At 71.3% G+C, this 19,766-nt stretch carries 18 protein-coding genes; 10 read left to right on the top strand and 8 right to left on the bottom strand.

Going from position 1 to position 19,766, the window contains the following annotated elements:
- Positions 1-113 precede the first annotated feature (113 nt).
- A complete protein-coding gene (locus ACWGI8_RS18555; protein ID WP_453662156.1) occupies positions 114-773 on the bottom strand; it encodes a DUF2293 domain-containing protein in 660 nt (219 codons plus the stop codon).
- An 87-nt stretch (positions 774-860) separates the two neighbouring features.
- On the opposite strand from ACWGI8_RS18555, the gene ACWGI8_RS18560 reads away from it, so the two are divergent.
- Positions 861-1,592 (top strand): DUF7873 family protein, encoded by a 732-nt coding sequence (locus ACWGI8_RS18560; RefSeq protein ID WP_453662157.1) that lies wholly within the window; start codon positions 861-863, stop codon positions 1,590-1,592.
- A gap of 487 nt (positions 1,593-2,079) precedes the next feature.
- On the opposite strand, the gene ACWGI8_RS18565 is transcribed toward ACWGI8_RS18560, so the two are convergent.
- A complete protein-coding gene (locus tag ACWGI8_RS18565) occupies positions 2,080-3,288 on the bottom strand; it encodes a pyridoxal phosphate-dependent aminotransferase (protein ID WP_453662158.1) in 1,209 nt (402 codons plus the stop codon).
- Positions 3,289-3,354: 66 nt separating this feature from the next.
- Here ACWGI8_RS18565 and ACWGI8_RS18570 point away from each other — a divergent pair, with 66 nt between their 5' ends.
- Genes ACWGI8_RS18570 through ACWGI8_RS18580 form a run of 3 tightly spaced genes read left to right on the top strand, consistent with a single transcriptional unit; the run spans position 3,355 to position 4,937 of the window.
- Positions 3,355-4,086 carry a winged helix-turn-helix transcriptional regulator gene (locus tag ACWGI8_RS18570; protein WP_453662160.1) on the top strand — a complete coding sequence of 244 codons (732 nt, stop codon included), beginning with the start codon at positions 3,355-3,357 and terminating at the stop codon, positions 4,084-4,086.
- Positions 4,087-4,102: 16 nt separating this feature from the next.
- A complete protein-coding gene (locus ACWGI8_RS18575; protein WP_453662162.1) occupies positions 4,103-4,264 on the top strand; it encodes a hypothetical protein in 162 nt (53 codons plus the stop codon).
- A 7-nt stretch (positions 4,265-4,271) separates the two neighbouring features.
- On the top strand, positions 4,272-4,937 hold the full coding sequence (locus tag ACWGI8_RS18580) for a uridine kinase (protein WP_453662164.1): 666 nt from the start codon (positions 4,272-4,274) through the stop codon (positions 4,935-4,937).
- A 189-nt stretch (positions 4,938-5,126) separates the two neighbouring features.
- Here ACWGI8_RS18580 and ACWGI8_RS18585 read toward each other — a convergent pair whose 3' ends face one another.
- The 4 genes from ACWGI8_RS18585 to ACWGI8_RS18600 form a co-directional block, all read right to left on the bottom strand.
- The gene (locus ACWGI8_RS18585; RefSeq protein ID WP_453662185.1) at positions 5,127-6,023 is read right to left on the bottom strand and encodes a carbohydrate kinase family protein; all 897 of its coding nucleotides are present in this window, start codon (positions 6,021-6,023) and stop codon (positions 5,127-5,129) included.
- A gap of 158 nt (positions 6,024-6,181) precedes the next feature.
- A complete protein-coding gene (locus tag ACWGI8_RS18590) occupies positions 6,182-7,090 on the bottom strand; it encodes a pseudouridine-5'-phosphate glycosidase (RefSeq protein WP_453662165.1) in 909 nt (302 codons plus the stop codon).
- A 231-nt stretch (positions 7,091-7,321) separates the two neighbouring features.
- The gene (locus tag ACWGI8_RS18595; RefSeq protein ID WP_453662167.1) at positions 7,322-8,359 is read right to left on the bottom strand and encodes a hypothetical protein; all 1,038 of its coding nucleotides are present in this window, start codon (positions 8,357-8,359) and stop codon (positions 7,322-7,324) included.
- 241 nt (positions 8,360-8,600) lie between these two features.
- Positions 8,601-9,485 carry a hypothetical protein gene (locus ACWGI8_RS18600; protein WP_453662168.1) on the bottom strand — a complete coding sequence of 295 codons (885 nt, stop codon included), beginning with the start codon at positions 9,483-9,485 and terminating at the stop codon, positions 8,601-8,603.
- Between the two features lie 202 nt (positions 9,486-9,687).
- Between ACWGI8_RS18600 and ACWGI8_RS18605 the strand changes: the two genes are divergently transcribed.
- The gene (locus tag ACWGI8_RS18605) at positions 9,688-10,065 is read left to right on the top strand and encodes a cupin domain-containing protein (protein WP_453662170.1); all 378 of its coding nucleotides are present in this window, start codon (positions 9,688-9,690) and stop codon (positions 10,063-10,065) included.
- A 48-nt stretch (positions 10,066-10,113) separates the two neighbouring features.
- On the opposite strand, the gene ACWGI8_RS18610 is transcribed toward ACWGI8_RS18605, so the two are convergent.
- A complete protein-coding gene (locus ACWGI8_RS18610; protein ID WP_453662172.1) occupies positions 10,114-11,409 on the bottom strand; it encodes an MFS transporter in 1,296 nt (431 codons plus the stop codon).
- A gap of 238 nt (positions 11,410-11,647) precedes the next feature.
- Complete coding sequence (locus tag ACWGI8_RS18615) at positions 11,648-12,184, bottom strand: methylated-DNA--[protein]-cysteine S-methyltransferase (RefSeq protein WP_453662174.1); 537 nt, start codon at positions 12,182-12,184, stop codon at positions 11,648-11,650.
- A 249-nt stretch (positions 12,185-12,433) separates the two neighbouring features.
- On the opposite strand from ACWGI8_RS18615, the gene ACWGI8_RS18620 reads away from it, so the two are divergent.
- The 5 genes from ACWGI8_RS18620 to ACWGI8_RS18640 all read left to right on the top strand — a co-directional run bounded on the left by ACWGI8_RS18620 (position 12,434) and on the right by ACWGI8_RS18640 (position 19,761).
- On the top strand, positions 12,434-13,333 hold the full coding sequence (locus ACWGI8_RS18620) for an MHYT domain-containing protein (protein WP_453662176.1): 900 nt from the start codon (positions 12,434-12,436) through the stop codon (positions 13,331-13,333).
- Between the two features lie 105 nt (positions 13,334-13,438).
- A complete protein-coding gene (gene uvrB / locus ACWGI8_RS18625; protein ID WP_453662178.1) occupies positions 13,439-15,595 on the top strand; it encodes an excinuclease ABC subunit UvrB in 2,157 nt (718 codons plus the stop codon).
- 131 nt (positions 15,596-15,726) lie between these two features.
- Positions 15,727-16,359 (top strand): TerD family protein, encoded by a 633-nt coding sequence (locus ACWGI8_RS18630; RefSeq protein ID WP_453662179.1) that lies wholly within the window; start codon positions 15,727-15,729, stop codon positions 16,357-16,359.
- A 91-nt stretch (positions 16,360-16,450) separates the two neighbouring features.
- Entirely contained in the window at positions 16,451-18,505 is a 2,055-nt protein-coding gene (locus ACWGI8_RS18635) for a TerD family protein (protein WP_453662181.1), read from the top strand.
- A 248-nt stretch (positions 18,506-18,753) separates the two neighbouring features.
- Positions 18,754-19,761: a TerC/Alx family metal homeostasis membrane protein gene (locus ACWGI8_RS18640; RefSeq protein ID WP_453662183.1), complete on the top strand. Its 1,008-nt coding sequence runs from the start codon at positions 18,754-18,756 to the stop codon at positions 19,759-19,761.
- Positions 19,762-19,766 lie beyond the last annotated feature (5 nt).

A 19,766-nucleotide genomic window follows, 5' to 3' on the forward strand; every position in this document is an offset into this window, starting at 1 on the left:
GAATACGCCCAGTATGAGGACGACCCTCCGCCTTGCGATGCACCGCATCTGACGCCGCGCGCTGATCCACCGGGGATTACGGGACAGCCCTTAGTAGCCCCGTGGCGGCGGGCCTATGACGTCCGGCCCCGCCATGCCGTGAGCGTCGCCTCGATGACCGGTGCGACGCGCCTGCGAGCCTCGTGCCGGGGCACACCCTGCATGAGCAGCGCGTCGTACGGCGTGTCCAGGTGGCGGACGGACGCCCGTACCGCCGCCGTGACCGCGCCCTCGTCCAGGGCGCGGCCGGCCGCGGTGCGGCCCACGCGTCCGCTGCCCCGCGCGGAGGTGTGCGCCGCGATGTCCAGGGCACGGTCGAGCGGACAGGACGGGAAGAGCCGCAGGATCTCCGCGGTGAGCGTGGCGGTGAAGCGGACGTCCTCCGAAGCCCGCCGCGCCGCGTCGCGCGCCCGGCGGCGGGTCCGTACATCCGCGTCGGCCAGGCACGCCGCCTCCGCCCGCGCCAGGGCCGCTTCCTCGACCAGCAGGCCCTGCCGCTCGTACCGCGTACGGCTCTTGTTGTGCCGTACGACGACGGCCCACAGGGAACTCGCCTCGCGGGCCCGCCGGGTCAGCGCCGCGTTCCCGCGGGGCAGGAAGAGCAGGTGCCCGAGGTCCGCGCAGTCCAGACAGCGCGGTGCGTTGAACTCCATGACGAGCCGCTCCAGCGGCCCCCGCCGGCAATCGGCGCAGTGCCGCCGCTTCAGCGGCTCGATGACCACCAAAGGTTCCACCGGGCCCCGCCCCCTCCCGTGCGGCCACCGCCGGGCCGTCCAATATTCGTTCGAAGACCGGATGCTGGGCTTGCTAACTTCGTGGACGTGGCGAAACTCAATCAGATCATCGCAGTCGAGAAGGGCGTCAAGTCCAAGGCGCATCAGGACCTCACAGCAGCTCATCACGGTCTCCAGAAGCCCGCCCTGCTGGCCGGAATCGCCCGGACGTACCAGCCGAAGGACGAGGAGGGCGAGCAGCTGCCGCCCGAGTCGACCCTGGTGCAGGTCAAGGCCGAGGACGTGCTGCGCGACACCGCGAAGACGCTGACCCGGCTGTTCGATGTGACCGCCACCAAGGACTGGGCGAACTGCACGGCGCGCGCCGACATCACCGTCGACGGGCGGGTGCTGGTGAGCGAGGTGCCCGTCGCGTATCTCCTCTTCCTGGAGAAGCAGCTCACGGACCTCAACACCTTCGTGCGCAAGCTGCCGGTGCTGGACGCCGCCGAGTCCTGGTCGCAGGACCCGTCCACGGACTCCTGGAAGACCGAGCCGGTCAAGACGGTGCGTACGAAGAAGGTGCCCCGCAACCATGTGAAGGCGGAGGCCACCGAGAAGCACCCGGCGCAGGTGGAGGTGTACTACGAGGACATCCCGGTCGGCTACTGGACCACCGTGAAGTTCTCCGGGGCACTGCCCGCCCGCCGTGTCAACGAACTGCTGGACCGGGTGGAGAAGCTCCAGCAGGCGGTGAAGTTCGCCCGCGAGGAGGCGAACGGCGCGGAGGTCACCGACCAGAGAGTGGGTGACGCAGTATTCGGCTATCTCTTCGGATAGCCGTCATGGACTCCCCGGCCACAGTGCACCACGGCCGGGGTGCGCGAGGAGCGCAAAGCTGAAGCTGAAGCTTGTCGTGAACCGCGCGGCCGGTGGTCACCGGCCGCGATGAATCTCAGACTCTCGCTCCAGACTCAGCATTCGCCGCTCATCGCCGGATCGACCGGGCCCGGGCCCTGGTGCGTCGAATTGCCGGTTCAAGTCCGGCCCGCGGAGCTCGATCCGCGGTGGTCCAAAGGCAGGACGCGGCGCAATGACGAATGACCCGGGCTCTCAAGTGTGCCGGCGTGTGAATGTGAGCGGCATCAACAGGGCCCGGGGGCCGGCTACGCCTCCGGGCCCGCTCCCGTTTCCGCGACCGTGGACCCGGCCGGGACCCGCGGGAGCGACCCCGCCGCCGGGCTGCCGCGCACCCGCGCGTGCGACCCCGCTGCCGTGCATCCGCTCGTGCGACCTCGCTGCCGCGCACCAGCGCGTGCGACCGCCCCTACTGGCGGTATCCGCTCAGGAAGCGGCCGATACGGCTGATCGCGGCGTCGAGGTCGTCGGCGTACGGGAGGGTGAGGATCCGGAAGTGGTCCGGGCGCGGCCAGTTGAATCCGGTGCCCTGGACGACCTGGATCTTCTCGCGCAGCAGCAGATCCAGGACGAACTTCTCGTCGTCGTGGATGGGGTGGACCTTGGGGTCGAGGCGCGGGAAGGCGTAGAGCGCGCCCTTCGGCTTCACGCACGAGACGCCGGGGATCTCGTTGAGCCGCTCCCACGCGCGGTCGCGCTGCTCGTGCAGCCGCCCGCCCGGAGCGGTGAGTTCGTGGATCGACTGGCGTCCGCCGAGCGCTGCCTGGATGGCGTACTGCGCGGGCGCGTTGGGGCACAGCCGCATGGAGGCGAGCATCGTGAGCCCCTCCAGGTAGCTGCGCGCATGTTGCCTGGGGCCGGTGACGACCAGCCAGCCGGAGCGGAAGCCGGCGACGCGGTACGTCTTCGACAGCCCGCTGAAGGTGAGGACGACCAGATCCGGGGCCAGGGTCGCGGCGCTGTGGTGGACGGCGTCGTCGTACACGATCTGGTCGTAGATCTCGTCGGCGAAGACCATCAGCTGGTGGCGGCGCGCCAGATCGAGGATGCCCTCGACGATCTCGCGCGGATACACGGCGCCGGTGGGGTTGTTGGGGTTGATGATGACGACGGCCTTGGTCCGGTCGGTGATCTTCGACGCCATGTCGTCGAGGTCCGGGTACCAGTCGGCGGACTCGTCGCACAGATAGTGGACGGGCCTTCCGCCCGAGAGGGTGGTCACGGCGGTCCACAGCGGGAAGTCGGGCGCCGGGATGAGGACTTCGTCGCCGTCCTCCAGCAGGGCCTGGACGGCCATGGTGACGAGCTCGGAGACGCCGTTGCCGAGAAAGACGTCGTCGACGCCGACGTCGAGGCCGAGGGACTGGTAGCGCTGGGCGACGGCGCGGCGTGCGGAGAGGATGCCGCGGGAGTCGGTGTAACCGTGGGCCTGCGGGAGCATCCGGATCATGTCCTGGACTATCTCCTCCGGCGCCTCGAAGCCGAAGAGTGCGGGGTTGCCGGTGTTGAGGCGCAGGACGCTGTGTCCCGCCTCCTCCAGGGCGTTGGCGTGCTCGATCACCGGCCCGCGGATCTCGTAACAGACCTCGCTGAGCTTGCTCGACTGCCGGAACTCCATGCGGTGGCCTCTCCAGAAGTTGTGTTACTTGGTTTTACCAAGTAGGAGCTTGGAAAGTCCAACAATATGTCTAGACTGCGTCGCATGCCGTCACGTCCGTCGCCTCCGCCGAGTTCTGCGCGTCCTCCGCGCCGCCGAAGCTACGACCAGTACTGCGCCGCCGCCCGCGCCCTCGACGCCGTCGGCGACCGGTGGACCCTGCTGATCGTGCGGGAGCTGCTGGCGGGGCCGCGCCGCTACACCGATCTGCACGCCGATCTGCCCGGAGTCAGCACGGACGTCCTCGCCTCCCGTCTCAAGGACATGGAGCGGGACGGCCTGGCCACGCGGCGCCGGCTCCCCGCGCCGGCCTCCGCCTTCGTCTACGAACTCACCGAGCGGGGCCGGGCCTTGCTTCCCGTCGTCACCGCCCTGGCCGACTGGGGAGCCCCCGAACTGGCCGACCGCCGGCCCACGGACGCGGTACGGGCGCACTGGTTCGCCGTGCCGCTGCTGCGCTGCCTGGAGGCGACGGGTGTCACGGACATCGTCGAAGTCCGCGTTGCCGAGGGCGAGTTCCACGTACACGTCGGCGGTGACGGGTCCGGACCCGCTTACGGTGACGGCCCGGCGTCCGTCGGAGGTTCAGAGCCCGTCACACGTCTCGAACTGGACGCGGACACGTGTGTCGCCCTCAGCCGGGGAAACACCACCGTCGAGGACGGCGTACGGGACGGGCGCATCCGCGTCCGCGGTGAAGGACCCCTCGCGACCGTGCTCCGCGGTACCGCCGCTTCGACCGGCGTGGGGCCGCCGTGATGCCGGTGCCCGCGCGGTGATCAGGACAACTCCGCCGGACGCCGTACCCGGCCCGGGCGAACCGCCGGAGCGCCGGTGCCCGGCGGTGTTCCATGACGCCCACGACGAGGCGGAGACGGTGGGAGCAGCCCTCGCCGCCCGCCTGGGCATCCCGCTGTACGTCGGTGAGCGGCGATGATGGAACGGTGCGACTCGAACCGATCACCTGGGAACGGCTGACCGAGGCCGTCGCCGACCGGGTCACGGACACCAAGGCCGACGACGGCAGCCCCTGGCTCCGCATCGGCATCGACGGTGCGCCCGCTGCCGGGACGGGCGCCGCGGCCGGGGCGCTCGCCGAGGCGCTGCGGGTGCGCGGACGGTCGGTGCTGGTGGTCGGCACGGGCGGGTTTCTGCGGCCCGCCTCGCTGCGGTACGAGTACGGGCGCGAGGACCCCGACACGTACTACGACGGGTGGTTCGACACGGGTGCGCTCTGGCGCGAGGTGTTCGGGCCGCTGGAGCCGGGCGGGTCGGGGCGCGTCCTCCCTGACCTGTGGGACCCGGCCACCGACCGCGCGACGCGCAGCCCGCACCACGAACTGCCGCCCGGCGGTGTCCTGGTGGTCCACGGACCGCTGCTGCTCGGCCACTGGTTCCCGTTCGACCTGACACTGCATCTGCGGCTGTCGCACGGCGCGTTGCGCCGCCGCACCGGGGCGCAGGAGGCATGGACACTCCCCGCCTTCGAACGGTACGAGCGCGACGTCGCTCCGACGGACTCGGCGGACGTCGTCGTCCGCGCCGACGACCCGCGCCACCCGGCGTGGAACGACCCATGGGGCGGCGCCGCCGACCGCGACCGGCGGTAGGGCCTGCCTCGGAGCGCGCGACGTCCGTGCCGGGCCGCGGGGCTTCGATGCTCGCGTCGTCTGCGTCGTCTGCGTCGACTGCGTCGTGTGCGTCGTGTGCGTCGTGTGCGTCGGGCCGCGGGGCTTCGGCGTTCGAGACGTCGGGTCCGCCGCGGCGCGCCGGTCCGGCTCCGCAGGGGCGGGACACGGTCAGGACCCCGACCCAGTGGGCTCCGGAGGACGGCCGCCCGGGAAGGTGACCGCGTGGGCGCCGGCGAGGCAGCCCGCCGCCGCGGCGGTCGCCGGGGCCGCACCCGACAGGAGCGCCGCGAGGAACGCGCCGGTGAAGGCGTCACCCGCGCCCGTCGAGTCGACCGCCGTCGCCGGGACCGGCGGGACCCGGGCCGTCACCGCGCCCGCCTCCGCCACCAGCGCCCCGGCGGCGCCGAGCGTGACGACGGCCAGCGGCACATGACGGCTCAGCTTGGCTGCGGCGTCGGCCACATCGGGGAGGCCCGTGAGGAGGCGCGCCTCGTCCGCGTTGGGCAGCAGCACTTCCGCTCCGGCCGTCGCCGAGAGGAAGCGGTCCACGCCGAGGGCCGCGATGAAGCCCGCCGACGCCGGATCCACGCTCACCGGGACGCCCCGCTCGCACGCGTCCGAGAGAGCCAGCGCGGCCAGTTCCCGGCTGGAGTCCGAGAAGAAGAGGTACCCGGACAGATGGAGCCGGCCGACCCCGTCGAGCAGCGCGGGCGCCCAGTCCGCGGGGGAGTGACGGAGCGTCGCCCCGCTGTCGGTGAGGAAGGTGCGTTCGGCGCTCGCGTCGACGAGCGCGACGACCGTCGCCGTCGGCGCCTCGTCATCCGTGATCAGCATCGGGCGCACCCCGGCCCGCCGCAGCCGTACGTCGTGCCAGGACGCGGTATCGGCGCCGACCCGGCCGAGCAGCCGTACGTCCGCACAGCCCGAGTAAGCCGCCCAGCAGGCGGCATTGGCACCTGCCCCGCCCGGCAGCGTGCGTATCTCGGCCGCCGTGTCCGTACCGTGGGCGAGCGCCGAACCGTGCCGGGCCACCACGTCCGTGGCCACGTCCCCGATGACCAGCAGCGCCCCGGTCGTGGCAGGACCGGTCGTGGCAGGACGGGCCGTGGCAGGACCGGTCGTGGCAGAACGGGCCGTGGCAGGACGGGCCGTAGCAGGGCCGGTCGCGTCGAGGCCGGTCGCTTCCGGGCCGGCCGCCTCAGCGCCGGCCACGCCACGAGGCGTCACAGCGCCGCCGCGATTTGCGCCGCCAGCCGCACATTCCCGCGCACCGCAGCCAGATTGGCCTCCAGCGAGGCGCCCTCCGTACGCCGCATCAGATGGTCCAGCAGGAACGGCGTGACCGCCTGCCCGCCGATGCCGCGCTCCCGGCACTCGTCCAGCGCCTCCGCCAGTACCCGGTCGTGCAGCCGCGGGTCCAGTTGCTCGTCCTCCGGCACCGGATGAGCCACGATCAGCGCCGAGTCCGGGCCGCCCAGGGCGTCCTGTGCCCGTATCACGTCCGCCACCTCCTCCGGCGTACGGACCGTCCAGTCGACCGGTTCCCCGGAGGAGGTCAGATAGAAGCCGGGGAAGCGGTCGGTGCCGTACCCGAGGATGCCGACCCCGAGGGTCTCCAGACGTTGCAGCGTCGCCGGGACGTCGAGGATCGACTTCACACCCGCGCACACGACGGTGATCCTGGTCGTTGCCAGCAGCCGCAGATCCGCCGACTCGTCCTGGGTCACCGTCCACTCGCGGTGCACCCCGCCGAGGCCGCCGGTCGCGAATACCCGGATACCGGCCCGGGCCGCCAGGAACGCCGTGGCGGACACCGTCGTCGCCCCGCTCGCCCCCGTCGCGAGCGCCGGAGCGAGATCGCGATGGCCGAGCTTGCGTACGCCGGGGTCCGTCGCGATGCGTTCCAACTGGCTCTCGTCCAGGCCGACATGGGCCCGCCCGTCGAGCACGGCGATCGTCGCAGGGACCGCGCCCTCGCTTCTGACCAGCGATTCCAGCTCCTCCGCGACGGCCAGATTGCCCGGGCGCGGCAGTCCGTGCGCAATGATCGTCGACTCCAGGGCGACTACGGGGCGGCGTGCGGCGAGCGCTTCACGTACATCTTCGGACAGCATCAGTGTGGTCTCGGGCATGTCCCATCCCTGGCACGGCGACAGCGTGCGCAAACGTTTCTCCAGGAATGAGATCACCAGGACGTCACCCGGCACGTCACCCAGGTCGCCATCCAGGCACGTCAACGAGGTCTCCATCCAGGACGTCGCCCGGTTCGGGCCCTACGGTCCCTCAGCAGGCCTCAGCAGGCCTCAGCAGGCCTCAGCAGGCCTCAGCAGGCCTCAGCAGGCCTCAGCAGGCCTCAGCCGGGGTCAGCCGGGGTCATCCGAGGCAGCCCGGGTCAGCCCGCAGCTCCCCGGCGCCGCCAGCCGCGGCAGCCGGTCCGCCCGCGCGACCTGGATGACGGAGCGCGCATCGGGCCCCTTCGCCTCGCCCCGGTTGTACGCGACGGCGAGTGCCCCGCTCCTGGCCTGCGCGTAGCCGTACTGCGGGGTGATCCGGGTGTAGGCGGACGTGCGCAGGTCCAGCGCGTACGCGGCCTCCGGCGTACGCCAGGTGATCAGCTCACCGCTGGTGCGGAGCTGGTCGATGCCCTCGGCCGTGGGCGGCCCGGACAGCTGCGCCACCGGTGCCGGTTGCCCCGCCCGCCAGACCATCAGCGTCGGCTCCTGCTCACCCTCGATCCACGCCCACGTGGTGCCGTCGGAGGCGGGCGAGCGCACGTTGCGCAGCCGGGCGACGACATCGGGGAGCGGGGCCGGGCGCAGGGTGTCGAACGACAGGGCGGCCATCCTCGTCGTCCGGCCGTCCTCGTCGGCCTCCCGCCAGGCCAGCAGCCCACCCGCGGCGAACGGGGCGTCGAGGACGCCCGTGTGCAGGGCGCGAGGCGCTCCGCCGGAGGCGGGCGGACGGACCGGGACGGTGAAGATGGTGGCCCTTCCGCGCCCCGCTCCCTGCGCCCAGAAGACCGCTCCGTCGTGTACGACGGGCTGCGGGAGCGGGCCTGCGAGCGTGGAGCGGGCCAGCCGGCGCGTACCGCCGTCGGCGTCCCGCAGGTACAGCGACCAGGGGCTGTCGAGCGTACGGCCCTCCATGACCGCGAACGCAGTCCATCGCCCGTCCGCCGAGACATCGGCGGCGAGCAGTTGGTGCTCGACGGGGTCGGTGAACGTGAGCAGGGTGCGCGGGGCCCCGCTCCTCTCGACGAGCGCGGCCCGGCGCGTACGGCCGCCCGACAGCTGGACCACGGTCCAGCGGGCGCCGGGCCCCACGTCGGTGAGCACGGCCCGCTCGCCCGCCGGGGCGCGGAACTCGCCGGCGGCGAGGACGGACCGCCAGCTGTCGGGCATCCGGGTCTCGCAGGCGGCGCGGGCGACCGTGACCGAATCCGAAGGGTTCAGGACCGACGGCGAGGCCTGTGACGGCGACGGGTGCGACGGGTGCGACGGTGCGGATGGCGACGGCTTCGGCACCGACGGCGTCGGTCGCGACGGTGCCGGTTCCGACTGCGGGGGGCGCGCGGGCCCGGCCGAACAACCCACGCCCCCCGCGAGCAGCACCACCGTGCTCAGCAGGGCCGGGAGCGCGCGCCTACCAGACGTACCCACGGCCGCCCATGACCGTCGTGAGGGTGTCGGCCGAGATCCGGGCGGACTTCGGCACTCCGTCCGCCCACGAGATCATGCTCGTACTGACCCCGCCCACCGGGTCGAGATAGTGGACCTGGCCACCCCCCGTTTCGCTGTTGTAGCCGTCGATCGAGACCCAGTGGAAGATCTCGATGTTCGGGTGACCGACGAGGTGCGGGCCGCCCGGCACCTCCCAGACGTTGCCCGCGATCGCGTAGTCGTTGTCGGTGTCGTGGACGACGTGCTCCGCGAAGGCCTCCATGTCGTCCCCGTCCGGGCTGTACGGCAGCGACCTGGGCACGTAGTTGGCGCCGGGCAGCCGCCAGTTCAGCGCGTCCACCATGGGGTATCCGGTCGGGTCCGGCACGTCGATGTCGACGCCGTACCAGGACGTGCCGCTGGAGTCGGTCTCCAGAAGGTCCGCCGCGTACTCCTGCGACCGGCCGCTGACCTCGTCCTTGGCGGACTGGGTGATGACGAGGGTGGCGGGTCCGCACCAGTACGACGTCTCCTGCGACTGGTGCTTCCCGCCCGAGAGGACGTAGCCGGACCGGGCCGAACGGTTGTGGGCACGCCTGTACCAGCTGGCCGCCGCGGCCTCCTTCTCGGCCGTGCGCTTCTGCAGATCCGGAGTGAGCCGCGGCGTGGGGAGGGTGTCGAAGGCCGCCTTGTACATCGCGCCGGGCGCGGGCAGGGGGACGGGTTCGGTGCCGAACCGTGGGACGGGCTCGGCGACCGGCCCGGCGCCGGACGTGGTGACGGGATCGGCGCCGGATGTGGTGACGGGATCGGCGGACGCGGTGGGGCCGGCTGCTGCCAGGGCGGAGAGGAGGCCCGCGGCGGTCATGAGGGCGAGACAACGCCCTGTGCGCACTGCTGACATCGGTCGTCGCTCCTGTACGAGGTGGGGACGCGGGTAAGCGCTGTGCCATGGGCGCCGCGTGTGGACGTCTCCACCAACGTGACCCGGACCAGTGATGATGATCGGGACGGCTCGCCGGGCACCGCGGATCTTTCATCCGTAAATTCGCCCGCTAAGGTGACGCGCCATGAGCACTTCTGATCGGTCCGCCGCCACGCCCGCTTCCCCTTCGTTCGCCGTGCACATCCCGGACGCCGAGCTGGAGGTCGAACCGCTCGACCCCGGTCAGATCGTCTCCGGCGAGCCGGTCGTGACCGGCAAGGTGCTGTGGGAGTCCGAGGACGGCAAGCAGCTGCGCGGCATCTGGCAGATCACGCCCGGCGTGGTGACCGACACCGAGGCCAACGAGCTCTTCGTCGTCGTGAGCGGTCGCGCCACCGTCGAGGTCGAGGGCGGCGACACGCTGGAGGTCGGGCCGGGGGACGCGTGCGTACTGCGCGAAGGGGACCGTACGACCTGGACGGTGCACGAGACCCTGCGCAAGGCGTACCACATCAGCCTGTGACGGCCGGCTGCACGGACCGGCGTCCCGGGGCGTCCCGGGAGGCCGTTCTCACCCGCTCGCGTCGCCCCTGACAGCGGGCCGCGGCCGGGCGAGCGCGCGGCGGGCGGCCAGGGCCGCCAGCGGGAGCAGCAGGCACGCGCCGATGAGGTTGAGCCAGCCGTAGCTCGCCTTGGACACGATGACGCCCGCCGCGACGCCTCCGATGCCCGCCGTCGCGTTCATGGTCAGGTCCGAGAGGCCCTGGACCGCGGCGCGGGCGGGAGCCGGTACGGAGTCGGTGAGGAGGGCGGAGCCCGAGACGAGCCCCGCGGACCAGCCGAGTCCGAGCAGGAAGAGGCCGGCCGCGGTACGGCCGTGACTCGCCCCCGCCGTTCCGGCCAGCAGCGCGGCACACGACAGCAGACCCACGGCGAGACCGATCACCGAGAGCCTTCCCAGGCGGTCGGACAGCCAGCCCATCACCGGCGAGAACGCGTACATGCCCGCGATATGACCGCTGATGACGAGGCCGATCAGTTCGATCCCGGCCCCGTGGTGGCTGAGTGCGACCGGGGTCATCGACATGATCGACACCATCGCGGTGTGGGAGACCGCGACCGTGACGAGCGCGAGCCGCGCCCTCGCCGACTCCCGGATCGCCCGCACGCCCGCCCGCAGCGAGCGCTCCTCCTGCCCGCCCTCCCCGGCCGGCGCCAGTGCCCGCGCGGTCAGCAGCGGATCGGGTCGCAGCAGAACGGCCACGACCAGCGCCGCGATCAGGAACACCCCCGCCGCCCACAGAAACGGCCCCGCCGCCTCCGGTATGCCGAGACCGGACACGCTCCGCCCCGCGGGTGCGGCGATGTTGGGCCCGAGCACCGCGCCGATCGTGGTCGCCCAGACCACCGTGGAGATGGCCCGGGCCCGCCGGTCCGGCTCGGCCAGATCCGCGGCCGCGAACCGCGCCTGCAGATTCGCCGAGGAGCCCGCCCCGAACGCGGCCATGCCCACCAGGAGCAGCGGAAAGTTTCCGAGCACCGCGGCGAGCACCACCACGCCCGCGCCGACCGCCCCGATCAGATACGCCAGGACGAGCCCCGGACGCCGTCCGCGTGCGGTCATCAGGGCAGCCAGCGGCATGGACAGCAGCGCGGTCCCGGCGACGGTGGCTGTCGGGGCGAGCCCCGACAGCGCCTCCGTCCCGCTGACCTCCTGCGCGAGCACGGCGGCCAGCGCGATACCGGACGCGACGCCGAGTCCCCCGAGGATCTGGCTGGCGATCAGCACGGGCGCCGTTCGCCGCCGCAGTGCGGGCAGATCGACGGTGTCGGAGGCTATGGACGCGTCAGAGGATGTACTGGCCACCGCCGAAGTGTGCCAGTTACACCCATCGGTAGGGAACCGCCCGGTCCGCAGGGAAAGGGCGGCATGACCGCTCCCGCCCGCCGTGACCGCTCACCCGACGCCGGACTGCTCCCGTCCGTCGGTACCGCTTACCCGCCGCCGGACTGCTCCCGCCCGCCGTGACCGCTCACCTGCCGCCGGACTGCTTACCCGCCGCGACCGCTTCCCCCGCCGCCGTACCGCTCCCGCCGGGTCCGCCTCAGAACAGCGGCTGTGGCAGGACCCCCTCCAGCGCCAGCAGCTGCCGCTTCGTCTCAAGACCGCCCCCGAAGCCGCCCAGGCCCCCGTCGCTCTCCACGACCCGGTGGCACGGCACCACGACCGGCAGGGGATTCGACCCCATCGCCGCCCCCACCGCCTGCGCGGCGCCCGGCTGGCCCACCCGGTCGGCCAGGTCGCCGTACCCCACCACCGTCCCGTACGGAACGCCGTCCGTCAGCTCGCGCAGCACCTGGCGGTTGAAGCCGGAGGCCAGCGACCAGTCCAGTGGCAGCGCGAACTCCCGGCGACGCCCCGCGAAATACTCCGCGAGCTGTCGTATCGGCTCGGCCAGCCGGGCCGAGTCCGGTGCCTCCTCGCCCGGCTCGGCGCCGAGCCGGGCGGCCAGCTGCCCGAGTGCCCTGTCCCGAACCGCCTCGTCGGCGTGGAACACCACGCTCACCAGCCCCTCCTCGGTGACGGCGAGCAGCAGCGGCCCGATGTCCGATTCCACGACGGTCCACTCGAAGCTGTTCATGCGAACCACCGTACGGCCGCCCACCGACAGTGCCTGCGGCCTGTGGAAATCCACCGACAGGCGCAGGATGGCCACAACATGAACGGAACCGCCGTCCTGAGACGGTCGCTCCACCGTTCCCTCGCGGATAAATCTCGGCCCCGATGTTTGCTCGACGACCCGCTCGCCATACTCTCGCCCCCGGGCAAGGCTTCCTCGACGGGGGCACATGGAGACACCCGCGACACAAGGGGCGAAGGGCATAGAGGAATGCAGGGCACAGTCGACGGATTCAGTTACGGCCTCGTCACGCCTGTGGTCGCGTACCTCATGGCCTGCCTCGGCGGAGCGCTGGGCCTGCGCTGCACCACGAGATCGGTGCGCGACGGCGGATCCCTCAAGCCCGGCTGGCTGGCACTCGGCGCCACCTCCATAGGATCCGGAATCTGGACCATGCACTTCGTCGCCATGATGGGCTTCACCGTGGCCGAGGCCCCCATCAGCTACGACCGGCCGACCACGTTCGCCAGCCTCGGCGTCGCCGTCGTCATGACCGGCATCGGGATCTTCATCGTGGGCTACCGCGGCGCGACCGCGATGGCCCTGGTCACCGGCGGCACCATCACCGGCCTCGGCATCGCCTCCATGCACTACCTGGGTATGGCCGGGATGCGGCTCCAGGGGCGGCTCGACTACGACACTTCGACCGTCGCCCTGTCCGTCGTGATCGCCGTCGTGGCAGCCACCACCGCGCTCTGGGCCGCGGTGTCCGTCCACGGTTTCCTGCCGAGTCTCGGCGCCAGCCTGGCGATGGGCATCGCGGTCAGCGGAATGCACTACACCGGCATGGCCGCCGTCAGCGTCCATCTGCACGGCGCCGTGCAGACGTCCGCGGTCGGCGACTCTCCCGCAACGCTCATCGCCCCGATGCTGGTCGGCCCCGCGGTGTTCCTGGTCCTCGCCGGCGTCGTCGTCATGTTCGACCCGCTGCTGGTCATGGGCGCACCGGCGGGTCAGCAGCCCCTGCCCCGGGGCCGCACGCTCCGGGGCCGCACGGCAGGCGCGGGAGTGCCCGGACAGCGGCGTCTGCCGTCGTACGGGGAGCCGGCGAACTGGTCGGCGCCCTCCCGGTCGTCCCGCCGCTCCTCCCAGCGTTCCCGCCGGCGCTGAACCTCCCGGGACCCGGTCCGAGCAGCCCCGTACCCGGCACCTCCCCGAGCCGGGTACGTCCCCCGATCCCGCCCGGCTGTCAGTGGTGGGTCGTACGGTGGTTCCATGCGGCCCGTTTCCCAGATCGAACGCTCGATGGCGCCCTTCGAGGTCGTCAGCCCCTACCAGCCCAGCGGTGACCAGCCCACGGCCATCGCCGAGCTCGACCAGCGCATCCGCGCAGGTGAGAAGGATGTCGTTCTGCTCGGTGCGACCGGCACCGGCAAGTCGGCGACCACGGCCTGGATGATCGAGAAGCTCCAGCGCCCCACCCTCGTCATGGCGCCGAACAAAACCCTGGCCGCCCAGCTGGCGAACGAGTTCCGCGAGCTCCTGCCGAACAACGCGGTGGAGTACTTCGTCTCGTACTACGACTACTACCAGCCCGAGGCGTACGTCCCGCAGTCGGACACGTACATCGAGAAGGACTCCTCGATCAACGAGGAGGTCGAGCGGCTGCGCCACTCGGCGACGAATTCACTGCTGACCCGCCGGGACGTCGTCGTGGTCGCCTCCGTCTCGTGCATCTACGGTCTGGGCACGCCGCAGGAGTACGTGGACCGCATGGTGCCGCTGAAGCTCGGCGAGGAGATCGACCGCGACCAGCTGCTGCGCCGCTTCGTCGACATCCAGTACACGCGCAACGATCTGGCGTTCACCCGGGGCACGTTCCGGGTCCGCGGCGACACCATCGAGATCTTCCCGGTCTACGAGGAGCTGGCCGTGCGGATCGAGATGTTCGGCGACGAGATCGAGGCACTCTCCACGCTCCACCCGCTCACCGGCGAGGTCATCAGCGACGACCAGGAGCTGTACGTCTTCCCCGCCAGCCACTACGTCGCCGGCCCGGAGCGCATGGAGAAGGCGATCAACGGGATCGAGCGGGAGCTCGAGGAGCGCCTCGCCGAGCTGGACAAGCAGGGCAAGCTGCTGGAGTCCCAGCGGCTGCGCATGCGCACGACGTACGACATCGAGATGCTCCGCCAGATCGGCTCCTGCTCCGGCGTCGAGAACTATTCGATGCACTTCGACGACCGCGCCCCCGGCACCGCTCCCAACACCCTCCTCGACTACTTCCCCGAGGACTTCCTCCTCGTCATCGACGAGTCGCATGTGACGGTCCCGCAGATCGGCGCGATGTACGAGGGTGACGCCTCGCGCAAGCGCACCCTCGTCGAGCACGGCTTCCGGCTGCCTTCCGCACTCGACAACAGGCCGCTGAAGTGGGAGGAGTTCCAGCAGCGGATCAGCCAGACCGTCTACCTCTCCGCCACTCCCGGCACGTACGAACTCTCCCGCTCCGACGGCTTCGTCGAGCAGATCATCCGTCCCACCGGCCTTGTCGACCCGGAGGTCGTCGTCAAGCCCACCGAGGGCCAGATCGACGACCTGGTGCACGAGATCCGCAAGCGCACCGAGAAGGACGAGCGCGTCCTGGTCACGACGCTCACCAAGAAGATGGCGGAAGACCTCACCGACTACTTCCTGGAGCTGGGCATCCAGGTCCGCTACCTCCACAGCGACGTCGACACGCTCCGCCGCGTCGAGCTGCTGCGCGAGCTGCGCTCCGGTGAGTACGACGTCCTCGTCGGCATCAACCTGCTCCGTGAGGGCCTCGACCTCCCCGAGGTGTCCCTCGTCGCCATCCTCGACGCGGACAAACAGGGCTTTCTGCGCTCCGGCACCTCGCTCATCCAGACCATCGGCCGCGCGGCGCGCAATGTCTCCGGTCAGGTCCACATGTACGCCGACACCATCACCCCGGCGATGGCGCAGGCGATCGACGAGACCAACCGCCGCCGCGAGAAGCAGGTCGCGTACAACAAGGCGAACGGCATCGATCCGCAGCCGCTCCGTAAGAAGATCAACGACATCGTGGCCACCATCGCCCGCGAGGAGGTCGACACCGAGCAGCTGCTCGGCAGTGGCTACCGCCAGGGGAAGGACGGCAAGGGCGCCAAGGCGCCGGTGCCGTCGCTGGCCGCGCACGGTGTCAAGGGAGCCAAGCCGGCCAAGGGCGGCAAGGCGGCCGCGGCAGCCAGGAAGGGCGAGATCACCAGCGACCGCCCCGCCGCCGAACTCGCCGGGATCATCGAGGAGATGACGGACCGGATGCGCGCCGCGGCGGCGGAGCTGCAGTTCGAGGTGGCCGCGCGGCTGCGCGACGAAGTGAGCGAACTGAAGAAGGAGCTGCGGCAGATGAAGGAGGCCGGGCTCGCCTGACACATCCGGCCCGGTCGGGACCGGCACGTGTGTTTCAACACCGACACAAAAACAGACCAAGTCTCCTGCGCTGTCGGCCCGACTGCGTAGGGTGCAGGACAACCGCACACATGGACGGTTGCGGGGGAACCATGGAGAGGGGACAGCGCGTGGTGGACGTATCCAAGGGCGGTACGCCCGGGGGTCCCGGCGTCAATCTGACCAAGGGACAGGCCATCAGCCTGGAGAAGCAGGGCGGCGGCACCCTCACCGCGGTGCGGATGGGCCTCGGCTGGCAGGCCGCGCCGCGGCGCGGCCTGTTCGGCTCGCGCACCCGGGAGGTCGACCTGGACGCCTCGGCGGTGCTCTTCGCCGACAAGCAGCCGGTGGACGTGGTCTTCTTCCGGCACCTCGTGAGCGACGACGGCTCGGTCCGTCACACCGGTGACAACCTCGTCGGCGGCGCCGGCCAGGGCGGCGACGACGAGGCGATCCTCGTCGACCTGCAGCGAGTGCCGGTCCACATCGACCAGATCGTCTTCACGGTGAACTCGTTCACGGGCCAGACGTTCCAGGAAGTGCAGAACGCGTTCTGCCGCATCGTCGACGAGACCAACGGCCAGGAGCTCGCGCGCTACACGCTGGACGGCGGCGGCCAGTACACCGCCCAGATCATGGCGAAGGTGCACCGCGCCGGGTCCGGATGGCAGATGACCGCCCTGGGCAACCCGGCCAACGGGCGTACGTTCCAGGACCTGATGCCGTCGATCCTGCCGCATCTGTAGGCACAGGACACCGTTCTCACCTGACGAGCAGCTCCCGGAGGCAACCAGGCCGCCGGGAGCTGCACCGCTTACCACCGAGGGGACAGAGGCAATGACGGCCGAGCTGGTCCGGGGGCAGAACCATCCCTTGCCCCACACCCGACTGGAGATCCGGGTGTCGGCCGGCAAGCCCGTCGTGGCCGGCGCCACCCTCGGGGACGAGGACGGCCGGGTGCCGGGCATCGAATGGGTCGCCCACCCCGCCCAGCCGGTTCTCCCCGGGGTCGAGGTCTCCCGCCAGGCCACCGCCGACCACCGGCTCACCGTGGACCTGGACGCCGTATCTGCCGCCGTGCACCGGCTGACGCTCCTGCTCGCGCTGCCCATCGGGCCGGCCGCCCCGGTCCGTTTCGGCGCCGTGGCCGCCCCGTTCGTCGCCGTCGCCGGCTCCGACGGCACCGAGATCGCCAGCTACACCATCACCGGTCTGGACACCGAGTCCGCCGTCGTCGCCCTGGAGTTCTACCGCCGCCAGGGCGTGTGGAAGGTCCGCGCCGTCGGCCAGGGGTACGCGGGCGGCCTCGCCGAACTCCTCGCCGACCAGGGCCTCGACCGCGCGGGCGAGCTCTCCGCCGCCATTCAGGAGGCCGTCGCGCCCGGCCTCGCCCGTACGGTCGGGACGCCCCCGCCCCGCACCACCGAAGTGCGCCACGGCGCCCCGGCGGCGGCGAACGGCACGGCCGGCGACTCGGGCCCCGGCCCCGGACACGGTTCCGGATCGCCTGCGCAGTCCTCGAGTACGCAGTCCTCGAGTACGCAGTCCCCGAACACGCCGGCCCAGGGCCACGTCCCGGCCGACACGCCCGCCGACGGGGCTCCCCATCCCCCCGGACACGGACAGGGCCAGACCCCGGGCCAGACCCAGGGCCAGACCCAGGCTTCCGGTCCCATCAACTACTCGCACCCGGGCCGGCAGTCCGTCGCGCCGCCTCCGCCGCCCCCGGCCGCACCGCCCGCCGAGGCGGGCCGCCCGCCCACGCCGGTCGCCGGTGATGCCACCGGCTGGTCCATGGAGGAGCGGCTGTACAACCAGGTGTGGGGCATGTTCGAGGACCTCGCCCGTACGACGGCGGCGTACCGCAGCGCGGTCGACTTCGCGGAGTCCCGGCTCGACCAGGAGCTCGACCGGGCCCTCTCCGACCCGCGCAGCCGGATCGGCGGAGCGGGGGACGCCGCTCGCGAGGCGGCCCGCGCCAAGCACGACCAGCTGACCGAGCGGGCCCGGGAGGTCCTCGACCGCGATCTCGCCCAGCTGATCGCCGAGTCCGAGGTCGTCGAGCCCGCTCTGCCGCCCGCGTTCGCCCGCTGGGACAACCCCGTCTGGCACGGGTACCGCGTCCCCATGGAGATCCCGATGGCCCTGCGCCTCGGCGATCTCCATCTGCCCGAGCGCCCGGAGCTCCGCATCCCGATGCTGATCCGGCTGCCGCTGGAGCGCGGTCTGTGGGTGGACAGCGGCCGCGCCACGTCCGAGGCCGCGTCCCTGATGGACGAGGCGAAGCTGCGCAGGCTCGCCATGGACACCGCGGTCGCCCATGCCGCCCGGCTGCTCGCGGTCTACCCGGCCGGCGAGTTCACGGTGCACGTCATCGACCCGGCGGGCTCCGCGGCGGCCTCGCTCGCCCCGCTGGCGCGCTCCGGTGCCCTGGACGAGCCGCCGGCCGCGGGCGCCCAGGGCGTCTCCGCCGCACTCGCGAAGCTCACCCAGCGAGTCGACCTCGTACAGATGGCAGTGCGCGGCGGAGCGGCCGATGCCCTGCCGCCCGATCTGGACACCGCCGAGCAGCTGCTGATCGTCAATGACTTCCCGCACGGCTTCGACGACCGGGCGGTCACCCAGCTGCGCTATCTCGCCGACGAAGGGCCGGCCGTCGGCGTCCATCTGCTGATGGTCGCGGACCGCGAGGACGCGAGCGCGTACGGACCGGTGCTCGACCCGCTGTGGCGCTCCCTCCTGCGGATCACTCCCGTTCCGGACGACCACCTCGCCGACCCGTGGGTGCAGCACTCCTGGACGTACGAGCCGCCGGAGATCCCCCCGGGCAGCGCGGTTCTCCAGCAGGTGCTGGCCCAGGTCGCCGAAGCGCGGCGCACCTGGCGACGCTGAATCCTCGATGAGGCCCTGAACTGCTGACTTGACGACTTCATTACCCCCGTCTTTACCTTCCTTTGGTCTTTCCTGTACTGTTCTTTGCGCGGAGGGGAGTACTCCCCATGTGCGGCGTGCCCGTCAGTACGGACGGACATAGACCAGTCCCGGGGCGCCGGCCCGTGGTGCGGCAGCAGGCCGCCCGGGTGGAAGAGACCTCCGGCAGCGACGACGCTGATCAGTAGCCGTACGACGCCGGAGGCGCAGTGGACGTTTCATGGACCCTGTGGGTGCTGACCATTCTTGGTCTGTCCGCCCTGATCGCGGTCGACTTCTTCATCGGGCGCAAGCCGCATGACGTGTCGGTCAAGGAAGCCGGAATCTGGACGGTCGTCTGGATCGTCCTCGCCGCGCTCTTCGGCCTCGGCCTGTTGCTGGCCGGCCAGAGCCAGGCCTCCGGCGAGTTCTTCGCGGGCTTCATCACCGAGAAGTCGCTCAGTGTCGACAATCTCTTCGTCTTCGTCCTGATCATGGCGAAGTTCTCGGTGCCGTCCCATCTCCAGCAGCGGGTGCTGCTCGTGGGTGTACTGATCGCCCTGGTCCTGCGGGCCATCTTCATCGCCGCCGGCGCCGCGATCATCGCCAGCTTCTCGTGGGTCTTCTACATCTTCGGCGCGTTCCTGATCTACACCGCCTGGAAGCTCATCCAGGAGGCGCGCTCCGACGAGGAGGAGGACGAGTTCGAGGAGAACCGGCTCCTCAAGTCCATCGAGAAGAAGTTCGGCGTCGCCGACCGGTACCACGGCACGAAGCTCTTCATCCGCGTCAACGGCAAGCGTGTGCTGACCCCGCTGATGGTCGTGATGCTCGCCATCGGCACCACCGATGTGCTGTTCGCGCTGGACTCCATCCCCGCGATCTTCGGCCTGACCCAGGACCCGTACATCGTCTTCACGGCCAACGCCTTCGCGCTGATGGGTCTGCGCCAGCTGTACTTCCTGATCGGCGGACTCCTCAAGAAGCTGGTCCACCTCAGCTACGGCCTGTCGGTGATTCTCGGCTTCATCGGCGTCAAGCTCGTGCTGCACGCGATGCACGAGTCCGGGCTCCATGTCCCCGAGATCTCCATCCCGTTCTCGCTGGCGGTCATCTGCGGCGTCCTGATCGTCACCACGATCACCAGCCTCATCGCCTCCAGGAGGCAGGAGCGGCGGGAAGCCGCGGAAGTCGGCGAGACCGCCGAGCCGACGCAGAAGGAAGGCATCGAGGTCTGACCGTC

This window comes from Streptomyces sp. NPDC054841 (assembly GCF_053611045.1).